Annotated in this window: 14 protein-coding genes; 4 read left to right on the top strand and 10 right to left on the bottom strand. The window is 42.8% G+C overall.

Annotated features, from left to right (window positions below; translation table 11 throughout):
* The 4 genes from prmC to T530_RS0104590 all read right to left on the bottom strand — a co-directional run bounded on the left by prmC (position 1) and on the right by T530_RS0104590 (position 3,993).
* Positions 1-936 (bottom strand): peptide chain release factor N(5)-glutamine methyltransferase, encoded by a 936-nt coding sequence (prmC, locus tag T530_RS13510; protein WP_197018241.1) that lies wholly within the window; start codon positions 934-936, stop codon positions 1-3.
* A 115-nt stretch (positions 937-1,051) separates the two neighbouring features.
* Positions 1,052-2,134 carry a peptide chain release factor 1 gene (gene prfA, locus T530_RS0104600; protein ID WP_027728018.1) on the bottom strand — a complete coding sequence of 361 codons (1,083 nt, stop codon included), beginning with the start codon at positions 2,132-2,134 and terminating at the stop codon, positions 1,052-1,054.
* A gap of 253 nt (positions 2,135-2,387) precedes the next feature.
* Entirely contained in the window at positions 2,388-3,197 is an 810-nt protein-coding gene (locus T530_RS0104595) for a hypothetical protein (RefSeq protein ID WP_027728017.1), read from the bottom strand.
* 130 nt (positions 3,198-3,327) lie between these two features.
* Positions 3,328-3,993, bottom strand: a complete 666-nt coding sequence (locus T530_RS0104590) for an HAD family hydrolase (RefSeq protein WP_027728016.1) — start codon at positions 3,991-3,993, stop codon at positions 3,328-3,330.
* 147 nt (positions 3,994-4,140) lie between these two features.
* Here T530_RS0104590 and T530_RS0104585 point away from each other — a divergent pair, with 147 nt between their 5' ends.
* Positions 4,141-5,616 carry a 4Fe-4S dicluster domain-containing protein gene (locus T530_RS0104585; RefSeq protein WP_027728015.1) on the top strand — a complete coding sequence of 492 codons (1,476 nt, stop codon included), beginning with the start codon at positions 4,141-4,143 and terminating at the stop codon, positions 5,614-5,616.
* A gap of 22 nt (positions 5,617-5,638) precedes the next feature.
* Here the strand turns inward: T530_RS0104585 and T530_RS0104580 are convergent, their stop codons facing one another.
* The gene (locus T530_RS0104580; protein ID WP_027728014.1) at positions 5,639-7,339 is read right to left on the bottom strand and encodes an ankyrin repeat domain-containing protein; all 1,701 of its coding nucleotides are present in this window, start codon (positions 7,337-7,339) and stop codon (positions 5,639-5,641) included.
* Between the two features lie 26 nt (positions 7,340-7,365).
* Positions 7,366-8,379 (bottom strand): glycoside hydrolase family 5 protein, encoded by a 1,014-nt coding sequence (locus T530_RS0104575; protein WP_027728013.1) that lies wholly within the window; start codon positions 8,377-8,379, stop codon positions 7,366-7,368.
* A 75-nt stretch (positions 8,380-8,454) separates the two neighbouring features.
* Here T530_RS0104575 and T530_RS14645 point away from each other — a divergent pair, with 75 nt between their 5' ends.
* From T530_RS14645 to T530_RS0104555, 3 genes are all read left to right on the top strand, one after another.
* Positions 8,455-10,296: a diguanylate cyclase domain-containing protein gene (locus T530_RS14645; protein ID WP_081773662.1), complete on the top strand. Its 1,842-nt coding sequence runs from the start codon at positions 8,455-8,457 to the stop codon at positions 10,294-10,296.
* A gap of 31 nt (positions 10,297-10,327) precedes the next feature.
* On the top strand, positions 10,328-12,418 hold the full coding sequence (locus T530_RS0104560; RefSeq protein ID WP_027728012.1) for a tRNA uridine-5-carboxymethylaminomethyl(34) synthesis enzyme MnmG: 2,091 nt from the start codon (positions 10,328-10,330) through the stop codon (positions 12,416-12,418).
* Between the two features lie 93 nt (positions 12,419-12,511).
* Complete coding sequence (locus tag T530_RS0104555; RefSeq protein WP_027728011.1) at positions 12,512-13,075, top strand: STAS domain-containing protein; 564 nt, start codon at positions 12,512-12,514, stop codon at positions 13,073-13,075.
* Here T530_RS0104555 and T530_RS0104550 read toward each other — a convergent pair.
* The 4 genes from T530_RS0104550 to pepF are packed head-to-tail and all read right to left on the bottom strand — an operon-like array spanning position 13,035 to position 17,879.
* Positions 13,035-14,096 carry a Gfo/Idh/MocA family protein gene (locus T530_RS0104550; protein ID WP_027728010.1) on the bottom strand — a complete coding sequence of 354 codons (1,062 nt, stop codon included), beginning with the start codon at positions 14,094-14,096 and terminating at the stop codon, positions 13,035-13,037. The two genes, T530_RS0104555 and T530_RS0104550, sit on opposite strands and share 41 nt — an antisense overlap.
* Positions 14,093-14,938 (bottom strand): class I SAM-dependent methyltransferase, encoded by an 846-nt coding sequence (locus T530_RS0104545; RefSeq protein WP_027728009.1) that lies wholly within the window; start codon positions 14,936-14,938, stop codon positions 14,093-14,095. Before T530_RS0104545 ends, T530_RS0104550 begins: the two co-directional genes overlap by 4 nt.
* A gap of 54 nt (positions 14,939-14,992) precedes the next feature.
* Positions 14,993-16,018 carry an adenosine deaminase gene (add, locus tag T530_RS0104540; RefSeq protein ID WP_027728008.1) on the bottom strand — a complete coding sequence of 342 codons (1,026 nt, stop codon included), beginning with the start codon at positions 16,016-16,018 and terminating at the stop codon, positions 14,993-14,995.
* Between the two features lie 58 nt (positions 16,019-16,076).
* Positions 16,077-17,879, bottom strand: a complete 1,803-nt coding sequence (pepF, locus tag T530_RS0104535; protein ID WP_027728007.1) for an oligoendopeptidase F — start codon at positions 17,877-17,879, stop codon at positions 16,077-16,079.
* Positions 17,880-17,894: the final 15 nt, after the last annotated feature.

The raw sequence follows: 17,894 nt of genomic DNA, 5'->3' as shown, positions 1-17,894 counted from the left end.
CTATTTCTCCCCATACAGCACGCGTTCCTGGTCTTCTAAATCTTCAAAGACCTGCGAATTGCGAAAGCCGGCCCGGTATGAAAGATTTTCGGCGCCGCGCATGTTGTATTCGCCTGTTTCCATGAGGAAAAAGCCACCGGGGGCAATGTGTTCGCCAAGCTGGGGCATTAAGTTTCGGATGATTTCAAGACCATCGTCGCTTTCTGAGTGGTCGCCGGTAATGGTAATGTCGCCGTCCAGGGCAAGGCGGGGTTCACTTCTGCCGTCTTTTAAGATTTCGTCCGTCAAGGATGCTGGAACATAAGGCGGGTTTGTAAGAACTGCATCAAACTGATATGGCAGCTGTTCAAAAAGATTACTCTGAATAAAGCGGACTCTTTCTAAGAGTTTTGTGTTGCCGCCATTTTCTGAATTGCCGAGAAGATTTTCTGCGTTTTTACGGGCAATTTCAAGGGCCGGGGCACTTATGTCTACAAGTGTGAATTTTGGAAGCCTTTCCAGTGGAACTTTTTTTATCTCATAAAGTGATTTTAAAACTGAAAGAGCGATGCAGCCGCTTCCCGTGCACATATCGCAGACGGTAAGAATACGGTCTGGATTTGCATTGATTTTTTCGTAAAGGAAGTTTACGGCATTTTCAACCAGGATTTCCGTATCGGGTTTTGGAATTAAAACTGATGGTGTAACGAAATAGTCGTAACCGTAGAATTCCTTATGCCCCGTGATATAGGCAACTGGCAGTCCGGACTGGCGTCGGGTCAAAGCATCTTCTAAAATTGTAAGCTTCTCCGCCGGGATTTCTTCCTTTGCCTTCATAAGTATCTGTGTTTTTGAAAGTCCTAGAAAGTGGGAAAGGAAAATTTCTATATCAAGCGCTGCAGAAGGAGAATTTGTAAGAAGATTTTTTGCCTGTTGTTTGAATTCTTGTATTGTCATCACGATTTTTTTTGACACGGATGAACGCAGATTTACACGGATGGGACACGGATAAAAACAGAAATAAAAAATACGTGAACATCCGTGTTTATCCGTGAAATCCGTGTCTGAAATTCTAGAGCTCTGTAATATCCGCTGCCAGCTGTTCTTCCTTGGCGTAAACGTTGAGGGCATCCAGCATTTCGTCCATGTTTCCCATCATAAAGCCTGGGAGGTTATGGAGGGAAAGGTTGATGCGGTGGTCAGTTACGCGGTCCTGAGGGAAGTTGTAAGTACGGATTTTTTCGGAACGGGCACCAGAACCAACCATACTTGAGCGGGCTGCGGCACGTTCTTCCTGCTTCTTGCTTTCTTCAAGATCAAAAAGGCGGGCACGTAAAACGCGGAAGGCCTTTTCCTTATTTTTAATCTGGCTCTTTTCATCCTGCTGGATTACAACAAGACCGGTCGGAATATGGGTCAAACGAACTGCAGAGTCGGTTGTGTTTACACACTGTCCGCCAGGTCCGCCGGCGCGCATAACGTCAACGCGAACATCGCCCGGTTTAATTTCAATTTCAGTTTCTTCGGCCTCAGGAAGAACGGCAACAGTTGCTGTAGAAGTCTGCAGACGGCCCTGTGATTCAGTCTGAGGAACACGCTGAACGCGGTGAACGCCTGATTCCCAGCGCAAAGTTCCGTAAACAAACTTACCACTGATAGAAGTTACGATTTTGTTAAAACCACCGACCTCAGTTTCCTGAGCTTCCATAGTTTCAGTCTTCCAACCCTTGCGCTCGGCAAGGTGAGTGTACATTTCCCAGAGGTCGCGTACAAAAAGCGAAGCTTCGTCACCACCGGCAGCCGAACGGATTTCCAGAATGATGTTCTTTTCATCAAGCGGATCAGGCGGAACAAGCTTCAGTTTAATTTCTTCTTCAAGTTTTGGCTGACGGTCTTCAAGTTCCTTAAGCTCCTCGCGGGCCATTTCCTTCATGTCGGCATCGTCTTCGTTAGTAATCATTTCTTTTGCATCTTTAATGCCTGTCAGGACCTTTTTGTATTCGTCATAAAGGGCGCAAACTTCACTCAAATAACCGTGTTCACGCATCGTGTCCTTATACTTTTTGGCATCCTTTACAAGATTCGGATCCATTACCGCTTCGTTCACAACTGCAAAGCGTTTTTCACATTCGTCAAGTTTCTTGATTAAATCCATAGTAGTACGATTATACAGAATTTAAGGGGGTGTGACAAATGGGGTGCTTTGGAGCGGTACCATCTTCCCACACGCTTTCCGGGGTTCCGCTTGCGCTCCAGCCTCCTCGCTCACTTCGTTCTCTGCGGTGGCCGCCTTCGGCGCCCCTACAATCGTGGCTATGCTGCCTCCTAAAATCGCTGGTATTACTTACGAAAAAAAAAGACCTGCACTTCATTTCGTGCAGGCCTTGTCAGTTAAGTTTTATTCTTCCCTAAAACAACCAGCTTGGTGATTTATAGAAGGTTTTTGTGTTCAGGTTAAGGGTAATCTTTGCTGAACCCCATTTTTGTCCGGTGACGTCGTAGCGTTCCCAAACGTCAGTTCGACCATAGCTCTCTGTGTGGGCAGCAAGAAGGTCAGTCCCGTAGCCGCCGTTTTCGCGGTTCAAGCCAAGAATTGCCCATGCTGTGTTGTTGAAAAGGCTTCCGCTCAGGTATGGAACTACGTCAGAAGTGTCGCCAAGGCGTTTTGTGTCACCTTCACGGCTTCCGGCAGCAAGAAGAGGAGAGCCGAAGCAGACTGTGTTCAAAACATTGTAGTTAGCCTTGATAGAATCGTCTGCGGCAACCTGCTGGCAGATCATTCCGCCAAGACTGTGGCCTGCAAGAATGATATTTGAATTCTTAGGAATATTTTTATTTACGATGTTTACAACGTTTTCAAGATATGCGTTGTTGAGGCAGAAGCCGCTCAAAAGGTCAGTGATATATCCTGTCGACTGATTGGCAACATTGTCAGTGCCGGAAAGTGTAATAAGATAAACGGTTTTTGAAGAGAAGCCGCTTTTAAGTTTTCCCTTTGTGATGATAATAGGACCTTTTGTTCCTTCGTTGTAGCCTTCGCATACGAGATTGAAGATTTCAGGGCTTGTGGTGTAAGTAACTGTGTTTGAAATTGCGCTGCGTGCTGAGCCGTCTGTAGTTTCTTCGTCGTCAAGCAAAATGTTTGAACAGCCTGCAAGCGCGCCCAAAAGTGCCCCTGCCGCAAAAATTACGGCCAACTTTTTTACTAACTTTTTCATTTTGTCCTCCTGTGTGAAAAAGCGTGTTTTTTTTTACGTGATAGTAAAAATATTACTATGATAGTACTACTATCACATAAACTAATTTTACTACGCTTTTTGGAGAATGCAAGAAAAAGTTTTAAATTATTTACATCATCAGCTTGAGCACGTCAGCTGGCTTTTTAGCGATTACGTTTGCACCCTGCTGGCGGAGGAAGTCTTCGCCGCGGAAGCCCCAGTCGCAGCCAATAAAGTCTATGCCGGAGTTTTTTCCTGTCATAAAGTCTACGTCTGAGTCACCGATATAAACGGCGTGAACTTCGCCTGGCTGCAGGCCTTTTTCTTCTGCAAAGTTTTTCATGATTTTATGAACGCCGTTTGGGGCAGGTTTTACAGGAATGTCTGGTGTGTTTCCACAGATGATGTCAAAGAGGCCCTTAAAATAGAGGTCGCAGAGTTCTTCAGCTGCCCCCTGGATTTTATTTGTATTTACGGCAACTGTTACGCCCTTTTCACGAAGGGCTTTCAAAAGTTCAGGGATTCCGTCATAAGGGCGGGTTTTGTCCGCGCAGTGAAGGTTATAATATTCAATGAATTCTGCAAGGATTTTAGAAACTGTTGCATCATCAGTGCCGGCAGGGCAGGCGCGTTCCATCAGCTTTTTAAGACCGTTTCCTACCATAAATCTGATTTCTTCTACTGTGTGGAGCGGCCATCCGTGGCGTTTAAGAATTACGTTTGTGCTGTCACATAAATCATCCAAAGTGCTAAGGATTGTTCCGTCCATGTCAAAAATTGCTAAGTTGTATTTCATAGGACACAGTATAGTGAAGTGCATTAAAGTATTAAAGTCAGAGAGAAAAAGCGGCAGCTCTTCCTGAAAAAGGACCTTACTTGCCCCAGATAAGAGCTTTAGTTATAATTCTTTCCATATTAAAGCATATTAAAAAAAGGCAAAAAAATGGTAACAAATGATAAGGGCATTGTGCGCTTCAAGCACAAAATCATGGAAGAGGTTTGCAGACTGGCATGGAAGGGAAAGCTGACTCCTAAAAATAAGGAAAAGCTTGTTTATTCTATGGTGCCTGGTCCTAAGAGCGACTACTGCTGTATTTATAAGGAACGTGAAATTGTAAAGCAGCGAATTAACCTTGCCTGCGCAGAATGTCCTACTGACAAGGAACCTTCTGACTGCGTTGTTCAGGTTATTAACGCAGCCTGCGATGACTGTCCTATTTCGGCTTATTCGGTTACTGATAACTGCCGCTTCTGTATAGGTCGTCCATGTTTTAACTCCTGCCATTTTAATGCCATTTCTCCGGCTGAAGTCCGCATGCATATCGATTCGACAAAATGTAAGGAATGCGGAATGTGCGCCAAGGCCTGCCCTTACGGAGCCATCGTTCATCTGGAACGCCCTTGTAAAAAAGCCTGCCCGGTTGGAGCCATCACTTACGATGAATACGGTTTCTGCCGCATTAATGAAGAAAAATGTGTTCAGTGCGGTCACTGCATTCACAGCTGCCCATTCGGCGCTATAGGTTCAAAAACTTACCTTGTAAATATTATCAATGACATTCTTGCCGGAAAAGAAGTAATTGCCATGTGTGCCCCTGCAACTGAAGGCCAGTTCGGAGAGAAAATCTCCATGGCTGCGGTAAAAAATGTTCTCAAAAAGCTTGGCTTTGCTGATATGGTGGAAGTAGGTCTTGGCGGTGACATGACTGCGGCTTATGAATCGCTTGAGTGGAGCGAGGCGCTTAGAGAAGGAAAGAAGATGACAACTTCATGCTGTCCGGCCTTCATCAATCTTCTTCGCCAGCACTATCCTGATGTTTTTGAAAACAACATGTCCAATACAGTTTCTCCGATGTGCGCAATTTCCCGCTATCTCAAATACACACATCCTGGCTGCGTGACAGTTTTTGTCGGCCCTTGTATCGCTAAAAAGTCTGAAGCAAATGACCCGACAATTCCTGACAACGCTGATTACGCTGTAACTTACGGTGAGCTTCGTGCCCTCATGCGCTCTAAGGATATTGATTTTGAAGAGGTTTCTGAAGAATATCAGGAAGCTTCCGTATGGGGCAAGCGTTTTGCGTCAAGCGGCGGTGTTGCAAATGCCGTTTTGGAATGTATGCAGGAACGCGGTGAAGATGTCAGCAATATCACGCTTCTTAAGTGCGCCGGTGGTGCAGACTGTAAAAAGGCCGTGGCACAGCTCAAGGTGGGCAAGCTTCAGGAAGATTTTGTTGAAGGTATGGTTTGCCCGGGCGGCTGTGTAGGCGGCCCTTCAAAGCACAAGACTGAAACTGAAATTTCCCGCGCCCGTGAAACCCTGCTTAACAAGGCTGACGGACGCAAGGTTCTGGATAACCTTAAAAACTACCCGATGGATAAATTTTCAATGTACCGCGACGGCTCAATGGGTAAGTAAAAGCGCTTAGCACCAGGAGATTTTAATAGTTGAAATCTCCTGGAATTTTTACATTTCTGATTTCGTTTGCAGGAACAATTATATTATCTGTTCCTTCCTTTATTTTTAAGCGGTAACAGTTGCATTCAAGATAGCTGTTATCATATTCTCCGTATTTTACGTGAATCGTATAAATGGAATCACGACGGTCTTTTGAAGAAATCATAGTATGCCATCCCGTGTTATCTGATTTTGAACTGCCAAAATCAAAACTTATGATTTTATATAAATCATGTCCGTCTATGCCATAAAAAGTGTTTTCAAGCTGAATAACAGGAAAAGTCTTACTGTCTATTACCAGATGTGTAAAACCAAAATTATTTACATAATTCTGAAGTTCTTTCAAATTCAGATCAGTTCCGCCATTTTCAGAAATATTTAGCCTTCGATAATATTTATCATTATTATTTGATTTATTAATATTTTCATAGAAGGAAATTAAAAAGCCTAATCCGTTTTTTCCATGTGCAAGATATAAATCACTTATAACACCCTTACGACCGTCTTCTTTTTCTACTACATAATATTTGATATAGAATTTTCCGTTTTCACTTAAAATACCAGGCTGCTCATAATCATCATCAAATACAAAACAGCATTTTAATTCTTCTCCCCGTTTTACAGGAATTTCTTTTTTATCAGCATCATATATTACAGTATCTTCAAAAGCGTAAGCTCTCCAGTTTTTAAAGGATGAAACTCTATATAGGTCTTTTGTCTTCGATGATTCTGAGTTTTTTATGAAGTTTTTATAGTAATCATCATATTCATTTTTATAAGAAAGGTAATTTTTGTCTTCTATAAGCTCATTTATTACTTTTTCATAATCATCTTTATTAGCAGATGTGCCTGCTATGTATTTAATTTCTTCCGATTTTGATTCAAGAGCATAATCCCGCGCAGTTTTTCCATGAATATCAGATATTTCTCTGTCACATCCATCATTAATTAAATATTTTACGGAGCGGACTGCATTATTTTTGACTGCTGCTATAAGAAGTGTTTCTTTTTCTTTTCCGTAACAGAGGTCTCTGCTATCATACTCCAGGTTGAAATATTGAGCGTCAAAGTAGCCTTCAATTAAATCGTATTTAGCAAGCATAAGATAAAAGGGATTTTCCAGCTCTGCTATATCTTTAGCTTCCATTACTTCGTCTTTTGAAAGATTATGAACAAGGTCAAGAATATATTCTTCTGATAACCCCGCCTTTGAAGCTTTTTCAATAAATTTGCACAAAAATTCATTGATTTTAGGAATATTTTCGTAGAAGGAGTTTCCGCCTTTTGGATTAAGAAGTTCTTTTGTATAAGGAGCCTGTTTTACAAAATCATCAAGACAGGTGAAAAGCAGGCTTTCATCATAATCTTCTATAAAATAATAAAGCTCACGAGTCCAGCCGGTTATTGTTTTATGCGTTCTGGAATCCTTTGTTTTTACATAATACCAGGTATTTTTGCCGTCATACTGAATGTCCAGAATTTCGCGGGGAACATTATCTTCTGAAAGATTTGCAAAATTTGAAGTAGAAAAATCGGCTATTTCATCAGAAATGTAAAAATTTACAGGATTCTTGAATTTTACCCCGATAATATTGAATTGCTTTTCTTTTGCTTTACAGCTCTGTAAAGTTGTAAATATTAAGACTGCAATTGTGATTAATCGTAAGCGGAATTTAAAAGACATAAGTGAGCTCCTGGAGTTAATAGCTTTTATTTAATTTCGCCACGCAAAATCTTTCTTACAAGAATTCCGCTTGGCTGAAGATCGCTTTCCTTCCAGCCGCCTTTTGCATCACGGTCTTTATTGTATTTTAGCGCGCCAGAATCTTCTCCCTTATTGTTTATAGACCAGTTTGCCCATGAAATCTTGTTTTTAGCCAGGAAACGCATCCATTCAAGAGTTTCTTTTTCATAAACTCCGCCGTCTCCAGAAGCCTGAGTTGTGCCCCATTCTGTTACAAAAATCGGAAGTCCCTTGTTAAGAGCCGCCTGGGCAACATCGCGGCTGTCTTTTCCGTGGCTGCCTGCATAAAAATGAAGTGTATACATTATGTTTTTCTGATTTTCTATAGGGCTTGCAGCGGCACTTGCCAGATCACTTGACCATACTGGAGTTCCTACGACAATTACGTTATCGCAGTATTTTCTGATTATTGGAATTATGCGTTCTGCATAAGGTTTAATATTACCTTCCCAGGTAACTTTTTCGCCGTTTGGTTCATTACAGATTTCATAAATAATATTCGGACAGTCAGCATAAGTAGATGCGATTCGTTCAAAAAATTCTTCAGACTGTTTAACGTATAAAAGAGGATCAAGCTCAGGAAGAACATGCCAGTCAACAATAACATAAAGGCCTGTTTCTTTAGCAGCTTCTATTGATTCAATTACTTTGTTTGCCATGGCCGGATTCTGAACATAACCGCCGCTTCCTCCTACATACATAGCTGCACGCCATAAATCTGCATTCCAGTCGTCGCGAAGCCACTGGAGAATATCTTTATTTGCATATTTTCCGTACCAGTGAAGGCCGTGAGAACTCATTCCACAAAGCTGAAGAGGATTTCCGTTTGAATCGCAGAGATTTGTCCCGGAAACAGACAGGGCGCCATAACGTTCTACAGGAGTTTTTCCGTCGTTCAGAATTTTTCTGCCTGATTTAGAACATGATATAATAGAAAAGAATGTAAAAATGACCGATGTGATTAACATTAGTTTTTTCATAATAATTTATTTTACAATGAAAATTATAAAAATGAAACTTGTGAACATAAAATAAGCGTGTTATCATTTAAACACGTGAATAAGAAGTCCTTAGGAACCAACAGTTTTAAACGCCGCTTTATTGTTATTTTTGGAGTAACGATTTTAATTTCGGTACTTGCGGTCACAGCGGTATTTCTGAAACTCTACAGGCTTTCCAAAGACAGTATCCTGTCCAAGTGGGATAAGCATACTTACAGCATTGCTAATGAGATGAATTATTACCTTAAGCTCCCTATGGATGCTGTTGCTTTTTCTGCCGTTTCACTTGATTACATGCTTTCCTATCAGTTACCTCATTCAGCGGTACTGAGCTATTTAAAACAGCAGACGGACATTTACGGTTCCCTTATAAAAGATAATTCAACCGGCGTTTACGCCTATTATGACGGCGAATATCTTGACGGCAGCGGCTGGATACCTCCTTACTCTTACATTCCTCTTCTCCGCCCCTGGTACATCGACGCAAAAATGGCAGGCGGGGAAATTGCCCTCACTGAACCTTATTTCGATGCTGAAACTTCAGTTCTTATGCTTTCTGTAAGCAAGGTTTTGAGCGATAACCGAAGTGTCGTTTCTATGGATGTAAGCCTTGAAGGCCTTAAGGATATGATTGAAGAAAACGCCGCCAGCGAGGCTGTCCGGGAACTCTTTGTAATGACCAATGAGGGGTTTGTTGTCGCTCATTCAAATCAGGTAAAAACCGGAAAAAATTTTTATAACGATGCAGATGAGTTTGATATAAAGCTTCTGGAAAATTTCCGCTCAAACAAAGATGGTGTCTTTTCCATTAAATACAGGAAGAACAGATATACAAGTTTTTCAAAGCCTGTAATCAATAACTGGAACGTAATTCTGGTGCTTAATGATTCTGAGCTTAATAGGCCGCTCTACCGCATGTATGTTTCATTTGCAGGAGTCGTTCTTCTGGTTCTCTGTATTGTAATTTTTGTTTTTTTCTTCCTGCAGAAAAAGTATTCTGAATCTGAACTTTTGAGCCGTGATATTAAGGCTGTCGCTGATATTTATGTGGCAGTTGTCCGCATCAATCTTCTGAACGGTGACATGAAGGTTGTCCGTGGAAGTAAAAATCTTGATTACGCGCTTGGCGGCAGTTTTAAGAATTATGGCGGCCGCATTTTGAACTTTGTTGATGTAATTGCTTCTGAAAATTATGCTTCTATTGTAACCGAGTTTATGGAACCTCTCACTCTGGAAGCCCGCCTCAGCAAGGTAAAAACAGTTTCCCTTGAATATATTGACCGTGAGGGAAAATGGATGCGTTTGAGGTATTTTGTAATTGACAGAACTCAGACAGGGGAACTGCATCATGTAATGGTTGCCTTTGAAAATATTGATGAAGACCGGCGTCAGCAGGAGGCGCTAAAACGGCTTTCTGAAACTGATGCAATGACGGGTATTCATAACCGTGGAAGCGGCGAGCAGAAAATCCGTAAGGCTATGCTTGAAGGTAAGCACGGCATGTTCTGTCTGATTGACGTTGATAAATTTAAGTCGATTAATGATAACTACGGGCATAAGGCAGGTGATGAGGCTCTTAAAGCGATTGCTGCCAGCCTGAACAATGTATTCCGCGAAAGTGATATTGTATTCCGTCTTGGCGGAGATGAATTTGCAGCCTTTGCAGAAGGCGTTACTACCCACGAAATCGGGGAACGTATCTTGAACCGCGTCTTTGAGTACCTTGAAAATGTCGAAATCCCAGCTCTTCAGGACAGAAAGGTTACTATAAGTGTGGGCGCTGCCTTCTATCCAAAATCTAATATAGACAGTTTTGACGCCGTCTACCAGCGTGCCGACGAAGGTACCTACGAAAGTAAAAAGCACGATGGTAATTTCTTTACATTTATTGAATAAACCCCTGTGAATTAATTATAATCATAAGACTATGTCTGGTTTTTATGATTTTTATGATGTAGCCGTAGTTGGTGCCGGTCACGCCGGAACAGAAGCGGCTCTTGCCTGTGCCCGAATGGGACTTAAAACAGTTTTAATCACTCAAACTCCTGATGCCATTGCGCGAATGAGCTGCAACCCTTCTATCGGTGGAATTGCCAAGGGAAATATTGTCCGCGAAATTGACGCTCTTGGCGGCGAAATGGCAAAACTCATTGATAAAACTATGATTCAGTTCCGTATGCTCAATAAAAGCCGCGGTCCTGCAGTTCAGGCACCTCGTTCTCAGGCTGATAAGATTGCATATTCTCAGCTTGCCCGCCAGACAGTTGAACAGACAGAAAACTTGTATACCTTAATGGACGTTGTAATCGATATCCTTACGACTTCTTCCGAGACTCCGCTGCCTCCTAACAGCGACAGTTCCGCTGAGCGCGGTACAATTCCAGGCGAAAAGCGCAGCGAGTTCGGCAGCAATATTGCAGACAGCACTTACACGACAGAAGCTGCCCGAAGCGGAATGCGTCAGAAGGTAACCGGGGTCGTTACAGAACGCGGCCGCATCATTCCAGTTCGCGCGGTAGTTTTGACAACAGGAACCTTCCTTGGCGGACGTATTTTTATCGGTGAATATGATGCTCCTTGCGGACGGGTAGGGGAACCTGCCGCTTACGGACTTACAGCAAGCCTTGGCCGCCTTGGTTTTACAACCGGACGTCTTAAGACTGGAACTCCACCTAGAATTCTCCGTAAAACAATCGATTTTTCAAAGCTTGAATATCAGGAAGGTGATGCAGAAGTTGTACCTTTCTCCTTTGATACAGAAAAAGTTGAACGCCCGATGCAGCCCTGCTACGTTGCCTATACTAACGAAAAGACTCACGAAATTATCCGCGCAAATATAGGCCGCTCTCCTTTGTACTCAGGAAAAATCAGCGGAATTGGTCCACGCTACTGTCCTTCTATTGAAGACAAGGTTATGCGTTTTGCAGACCGCGACCGTCATCAGATTTTTGTTGAGCCGGAAGGACTTTCCACAGAAGAAATGTACTTGAACGGTCTTTCTTCTTCTCTGCCGGAATGTGTTCAGGACGCCTTCCTCCATACAATGCAGGGCTTTGAGCACGCCGTTCAGAGCCGTCCTGGCTACGCCGTTGAATATGATTACGTTGAGCCGACACAGCTTTTTGCTTCCCTTGAAACAAAACGTGTTGCGGGGCTTTTTGATGCCGGCCAGATTAACGGAACTTCAGGTTACGAAGAAGCTGCCGGACAGGGACTTGTTGCCGGAATGAACGCCGGACTTTATGCCCGCTCCCACAAGGAACTCTGTGGTCCTCTGGGAAAGCTTCCTTCTTCCATGAACGGAGTGCCTTCAAGTATGGAAGCAGGTGCCTTTATGCCAAAGGCAAATATGAGCCTGGAAGAAATGCAGCAGTTTGCTCAGATCAGCGAGCGTGAAACAAAGGAACTCAACGAATATATCTGCTCTGTTCAGAAGGATGCCGGATTTGACGCTTTCAAGAAGATTCCTGAATATGAGCCTGTAATCATCGGCCGTGATGAAGGTTATATCGGCGTTTTGATTGATGACCTTGTAACTCTTGGAACTAAAGAGCCTTACCGTATGTTCACTGCCCGGGCCGAATACCGTCTCAAGCTGCGTCATGATACTGCTGACCGCCGTCTTGCAAAATATGCCCTTCGCGCAGGCCTTAAAACTCAGGCTCAGTATGACAAAGTTGAAGAAAAGTACGCAAAACTTGCAGAAATCGAAGCCCTTCTTCTTAAAAAGCCTGATATGGAAAATCCTGGCTACAGCGAAGAAGAGTGGGAAAGCGCAAAAATTGAAGCCAAATACAAATATTACATCGAAAAACAGGATAAGCGCGTAGAAAAACTCCATAAAATGGAAAACTGCCGCATCCCTGAAGATTTCGATTACGGTTCAATTCCTTCACTTTCTGCAGAAAGCCGAAATAAGCTGGAAAAAATCCGTCCTATGACTCTTGGTCAGGCAAACCGCATCAGTGGAATCCGCAACAGCGACATCATGCTTTTGATGGTTTATTTAAAGCGATAGTTAAAATATAAAACATTTTGTTTTTTCTCTTGAAATACTCTTATTTTTAAGTGTAAAATATATGATGAGAGATTAGGGAGAATTTATTAAAAAATGACTAAGAACGATGCTCTGACAGATTTGCGCCTGGATACAATTAAAGCCAGTCCTGTAATCTATGAAAATGTACGCGATGCCTGTTTCGTAACTATTGAAGGCGTTGTTGATACTTACAATTCATCAGATTTTAAAGAAAAATTGATGGAACTTTTTAATGCCGGCTTCCAGAGATTTATTCTGGATTGTCAGGGCGTAAAATACATGTCGTCAACCGGCGTCGGCTGTCTGATTGCCGCTCTTAAGGAGCTTCGCGCAATTGGCGGCGACCTTGTTCTCTATAAGGTTCCTGATGAAGTTTATCAGGTTATTCAGATTCTGGGCTTTGCAAAAATCATCAAGAATTTTGATTCAAAAAATGATATAAACGAATACTTCGGCGTAAAAAAAGAAGAAACCTTTACTTTCCCGGCAATTGCAAACTGTCCGGCCTGCCAGAAAAAACTTAAGGTTATGCACGCCGGCCGTTACCGCTGCAGCGACTGTAAGAATATCTTTACGGTTCAGACAAACGGCGATGTTATTCTGCAAGTTGCCGCTTTATCTCCTGCAAAACAGTAAGAGTATTCATTCCTGTCTGGAGAGTGGACTTCAGTTCCGACTTTCCGTCCAGAAAATCCACAGCGTTCTGAATCATGTTTGAAAAATAGCGTGTTTTCTTTGGACGGCGGATTTTCTTATCGCTTTCAAGTGAATAAAATCCCGAGTAGAGTTTAGACTGCTGGCGGTGGGTAAAGTTAAAAATCCCGTTGCCGATTTTTATGCGGCCTTCCGTTCCGATAATATCAACTTCAAATCCAAAATAACGGCTGCGGCCGCTGATGCTGATGTTTACGTCAGGGCACCATTCACTTTCAAAATGCGCCGTTACGTTACGCACGACGTCAGTTTTTTCTTCATCACGAGTAATATTTGTAATTGCCATTTTTTTCAGTACTTCTTTTTCTCCTGAATTTTTTTCCAGAAGAAACATGACGATATCGACAAGGTGGGTTCCGTCGTGAAGGAGACTGTAGGCACCGGTCGCTTCTTCTTCCTTTGTATAGACCCGGAGCCCGGAATCAAGGCGGGCATTAACGCACATGACTTTCCCCAGATTGCCCTGTTCTATATAGTCTTTTGCAATTTTATAGTCTTCCGAAAATCTGCGCTCGTGGTTCACTAAAACTGGCACTCCGTATTTTTCTGCCGCTTTAGTGATTTTGTCTCCGTCAGCGGTATTAAGCGCCACAGGTTTTTCCAAAATTATAAGTCTGGGCTGGGCTGCAATCGCCTGCAGTGCCGTCTCCAGGTGGGAGTCTTCGTTTACTGCAATTACGATTATGTCATATTTTTCTGCAGCGAGAAGCTCTTCTGAGGTCGCGTATGCCTTGACATCCCGGTTAAAGCGACTTACGTATCGCTTCCACTGATTAATGCTGTCTTCAAAAGTATCGCAACCTGCGACAATTTTTATCCGTTTGTTTTCCAGCAGGGCCATTGTGTGGCTTGCAGGCTTTTCCCGCTTTTTATCAAAGCCAAGCGTAAAGCCTATGCGACCAGTTCCTATTATTGCTGCCGTGTAAATGTTTTTTCCTTTCATTTTGTCACCCTCAGAATATCAACTGTGTGGCTGCCAGCGCCAACTAAATCCTGGCGCTCGCAGATTGCAAGCTGGAAGTCGCAGAAGGCCTTAAACTCTTCTTTACTCATTTCGTTGAGTTCCCGGCGCATAAAGTCAGCCGCTCCGTCTGCCGAAATAATTTTTATGCGTTCAAGTCCTGCTTTTGCGTTCAGGCGGTCAATGTCAGAAATGCGGACGTAATCATAAAGGTCGTCTTCTGTAGCATTTATATGAAAATCCTGTGAAAGTCCATTTTTTGCGGTAACTTCCGCCCACTTGTGTTCCTTAAAGCAGTAGGAAATTATGCTGTATTCGTTCATAACGTAGGCAACAAGAATGATTCCGCCGGATTTTGTGACACGGCGGGCTTCTTCAAGCGCTTTCAGTTTGTTTTCATCCCCGTGAAGATGGTACATAGGACCAAAGAGAAGGGTTACGTCAAAGCTGTCGCTGTCAAGAAAGTGCAGGTCGCGGGCGTCGCCCTGCCAGGTTTTTACGTTTTCGTGCTTGGCGCGGAGAATTTCCAGATTGTGCTTTACAAGTTCGACTGCCGTTACGTCGTAGCCTTTGCGGCTGAGGGCGACGGAATAGCGGCCGGTGCCGGCACCAACATCAAGGATTTTGACCGGCGCGGGGGAGGCGGCACTGGCACCCGGGAAAGTGGCATTGTCGTCCGGGCTCTTGTCCCTCCTGCTTGCAGACGTCATTTCTATCGCCTGTCCGATATACTTCATCGAAGTATTAAATTCCACAAGTCCGTGCCTTGTTTCCAGTCTGTGTTCTTCGTGAAATTTATTGTAATACTGCTCAAGTTTTGTCATTTAAAATCAAGAGGGCGGGTTATTTAGCCCGCCCAAGTCCTTTTTTTAGATTTATTATTCCTTACAGTTTTTCCAGGCCTCATCAACTTTTTTAAGGAATGCTTTTTTATCAGATTCCTGCATAAATGAAGCTGTAAAGCTGTACTCAATCATTTTTTTGATGTCCGCCATGCTCATCTTCAAATCCTTGTGGCAGATGAAGAATTCATCAAGAAGGGTAGTCTTAAAGAAAACCGGGTCATCAGTATTGATTGTTACAACAATTCCGCGCTTAAAGTAATCAGCAACAGGATGTTCACTTGCCTTTGTAATAACTTTCTTTGTGAAGGTATTGCTTGTGATACAGATTTCAACCGGAAGTTTTGTTGTTGCAAGCTCATCCATCAGTTTTTCATCCTGCATTGCAGTCAGGCCGTGACCGATTCGCTCTGAATGAAGGAAGTTGATTGCATCCCAGATTGATTCAGGACCAACATCCTCGCCTGCGTGGGCAACTGCACGGAAGCCGTCCTTGTGTGCCTGAGTGAAAACCGGCTCAAACTCTTTTGCAGGGCCTTTTGACTCAGCTCCGCCAAGTCCGATACCAATAATGTCTTCGCAAGGGCAGGATTTCAGAATATTGTAGTTGTTCATGGCGTTTTCGCAGCCAAAGGTTCGGCTTACGTCCATGAGCATCTTGATAATGATGCCGCGTTTTTCACGGATTTTTGAGATTTTCTTATGGAAGATTTCAACCATGTCTTCATATTTAAAGCCCATTTTGAGGAAGGCTGATGGAGCAAAGAAAACTTCCGCATAAACGATGCCGTTTTTTACAAGATATTTTTCCAGCTCATCAAAAACAAGGTTGAAGTCCTTTACGCTTGAATAGAAACCCTGAATTTTCAAAAAGGACTGGATGAAGCCGTTCAAATCATTGTAGCTGAACAAAGCTTTCTGTTCATCAGCAGGCATTTCTGTTCCAAATTTATTTTTGTAGAGTTTCTTTACTCCGGCAAGCGAAATAACTGCTTCCAGATGAAGGTGAAGCTCAGCCTTTGGAACGCCCTGCAAGAATGATTTAAAATCTGCTTTTTTCATCACAACCCTCGTTTAAATAGAAAATCCTTTCTTTATTATCGGCAGAATTTAATAAATTCTACAATAGATTTTTCAACTGGTCTACAATTTTCTTAAACTCGTCGCAGGCAGCCTGAACAGGTTCTGTCTTTTCCATATCAACGCCCGCAATTTTAAGGCTTTCGATAGGGTACCGAGAACCGCCGCTCTTAAGGAATTTGAAGTAATCTTCGCGTTCTGCATCTCCGCCATTTGTTACTCGGTGAGCAAGGGCAAGGGCAGCGCTGATTCCTGTTGCATATTTGTAAACGTAGAAAGCCGAATAGAAGTGTGGAATACGCAGGCCTTCCATATCAGAATTGCTTTCAAAATGCATTTCAGGGCCAAAGTAAAGCTCCAGAAGTTCGCGGTAAGTTTTGCGCAGGTTTTCTGCAGTCAAAGGAGTTCCGCTTTCAACCATCTGATGTGTCTTATATTCAAATTCTGCGAACATTGTCTGGCGATGCAGTGTTGCAAGGATATCATCAGCCCGCATAGCAAGGAGATATTTTTTCATGTCATCGCTTTCTGCATTTTTAAGAAGATATTCAAATACCAGCTCTTCATTGAAGGTTGATGCAACTTCAGCTTCAAAAATTGTGTATTCGTAGCACATAAAAGGATTGTTGTGAACCGAATACCAGCTGTGCATACTGTGTCCGCCTTCATGGGCAACAGTAAACAAATCACGGATATTATCTTCCTTATAATTCAAAAGAATGAAAGGATCTCCGATATAGCAGCCGGAACTGAAAGCACCGCTTCTCTTTCCGATATTTTCATAGCGATCGGCCCAGCCATTCAAAAGTCCGTCGCAAAGTCGGTCTGTATATTCCTTGCCCAGTGGAGCAAGTGCCTGTCGGCAGATTTCAACGGCCTTTTCGTAAGGAGTGTGGGTTTTTACAGATTTTACAAGCGGCACGTAAACATCGTAGTGGCGGAGTTCAGATACTCCCAGTGCCTTTTTACGAAGAATGTAGTATTCATGCAGGGTAGGAAGATTTTTGTGAATACAGTCAATCAGATTTGTGTAAACGCTTTCCGGTACCTTATTTCCGTACAAAGCAGAATCAAGGCTTGATTTATAGCCGCGGGCACGGGCGTAAAAAACATCTTGATTTACAGAACCAGCGTAAAGGGCTGCAATAGTATTCTGATTTTCTTCAAACTTCTTGTAATACTGCTTGTATGCCGATTCTCGAACTGAACGGTCGTGGTCGTGCATAAATACAGAGAAGGTAGATTCTGTAAGCTGCTTTTCGCCCTCTGCAGTTTTTACAGAACCAAAAGTCTTGTTCATATCAACATTGGTGAGGAAACTGAAGGCAGTTTCTGCTGTCTGGGCAGACTGACTCTGAAGGGAAATAATTCTCTCTTCCTTTTCGCTCAGAATGTATTTTTTGAAATGAAGTGATTTTTCAACAAAGATTTTGTAATCAGCAAATTCCGGTTTTTCAATCCATTCCCGAAGAAGTTTTTCATCAATTGCCTGAAGTTCTGGATCAAAAAAGCTGATTTCTGTGGAATAATCTGTGTAGGCCATTGTGGCGCGGCCGTAACGCTCTGTTGCAGCTGAATCATCTTCATCAGCTTCATGATTAAGGGAAGCGTAGTGGTAAACTGTTTCCATTTTAATATCTACCGCTTCAAGGGCTTTTAGCGCTGCTAAAAAGGTTTCAGCTGACTGTCCCAGCTTTCCCTTGTATTCAACAACTTTTTTAGTCAAAGCAGGAAGTTCTTTAAGAGCTGCTTCCCATTCGTCATCAGATTTAAATATTGAAGACAGGTTCCATTTGTCGCTTGCTGGAACGTCTTTTCGTGCAGGAATTGTATTTTTGTTCATATATAAAGTATAAAA

Origin of the sequence: Treponema sp. C6A8 (genome assembly GCF_000619925.1) — a bacterium.
Lineage (GTDB): Bacteria > Spirochaetota > Spirochaetia > Treponematales > Treponemataceae > Treponema_D.
Note: the sequence above shows the minus strand (reverse complement) of the source record. Positions and strands in the feature narration are given on the sequence as shown.

Coding starts and splice junctions, on each gene's coding strand:
- T530_RS0104580 (WP_027728014.1), bottom strand. CDS start 7,339: ATGTCTTTTAAATTCCGCTTACGATTAATCACAATTGCAGTCTTAATA.
- add (WP_027728008.1), bottom strand. CDS start 16,018: ATGAAAAAAGCAGATTTTAAATCATTCTTGCAGGGCGTTCCAAAGGCT.
- T530_RS0104560 (WP_027728012.1), top strand. CDS start 10,328: ATGTCTGGTTTTTATGATTTTTATGATGTAGCCGTAGTTGGTGCCGGT.
- prmC (WP_197018241.1), bottom strand. CDS start 936: ATGACAATACAAGAATTCAAACAACAGGCAAAAAATCTTCTTACAAAT.
- T530_RS0104590 (WP_027728016.1), bottom strand. CDS start 3,993: ATGAAATACAACTTAGCAATTTTTGACATGGACGGAACAATCCTTAGC.
- prfA (WP_027728018.1), bottom strand. CDS start 2,134: ATGGATTTAATCAAGAAACTTGACGAATGTGAAAAACGCTTTGCAGTT.
- pepF (WP_027728007.1), bottom strand. CDS start 17,879: ATGAACAAAAATACAATTCCTGCACGAAAAGACGTTCCAGCAAGCGAC.
- T530_RS0104595 (WP_027728017.1), bottom strand. CDS start 3,197: ATGAAAAAGTTAGTAAAAAAGTTGGCCGTAATTTTTGCGGCAGGGGCA.
- T530_RS0104550 (WP_027728010.1), bottom strand. CDS start 14,096: ATGAAAGGAAAAAACATTTACACGGCAGCAATAATAGGAACTGGTCGC.
- T530_RS0104555 (WP_027728011.1), top strand. CDS start 12,512: ATGACTAAGAACGATGCTCTGACAGATTTGCGCCTGGATACAATTAAA.
- T530_RS0104545 (WP_027728009.1), bottom strand. CDS start 14,938: ATGACAAAACTTGAGCAGTATTACAATAAATTTCACGAAGAACACAGA.
- T530_RS0104585 (WP_027728015.1), top strand. CDS start 4,141: ATGGTAACAAATGATAAGGGCATTGTGCGCTTCAAGCACAAAATCATG.
- T530_RS0104575 (WP_027728013.1), bottom strand. CDS start 8,379: ATGAAAAAACTAATGTTAATCACATCGGTCATTTTTACATTCTTTTCT.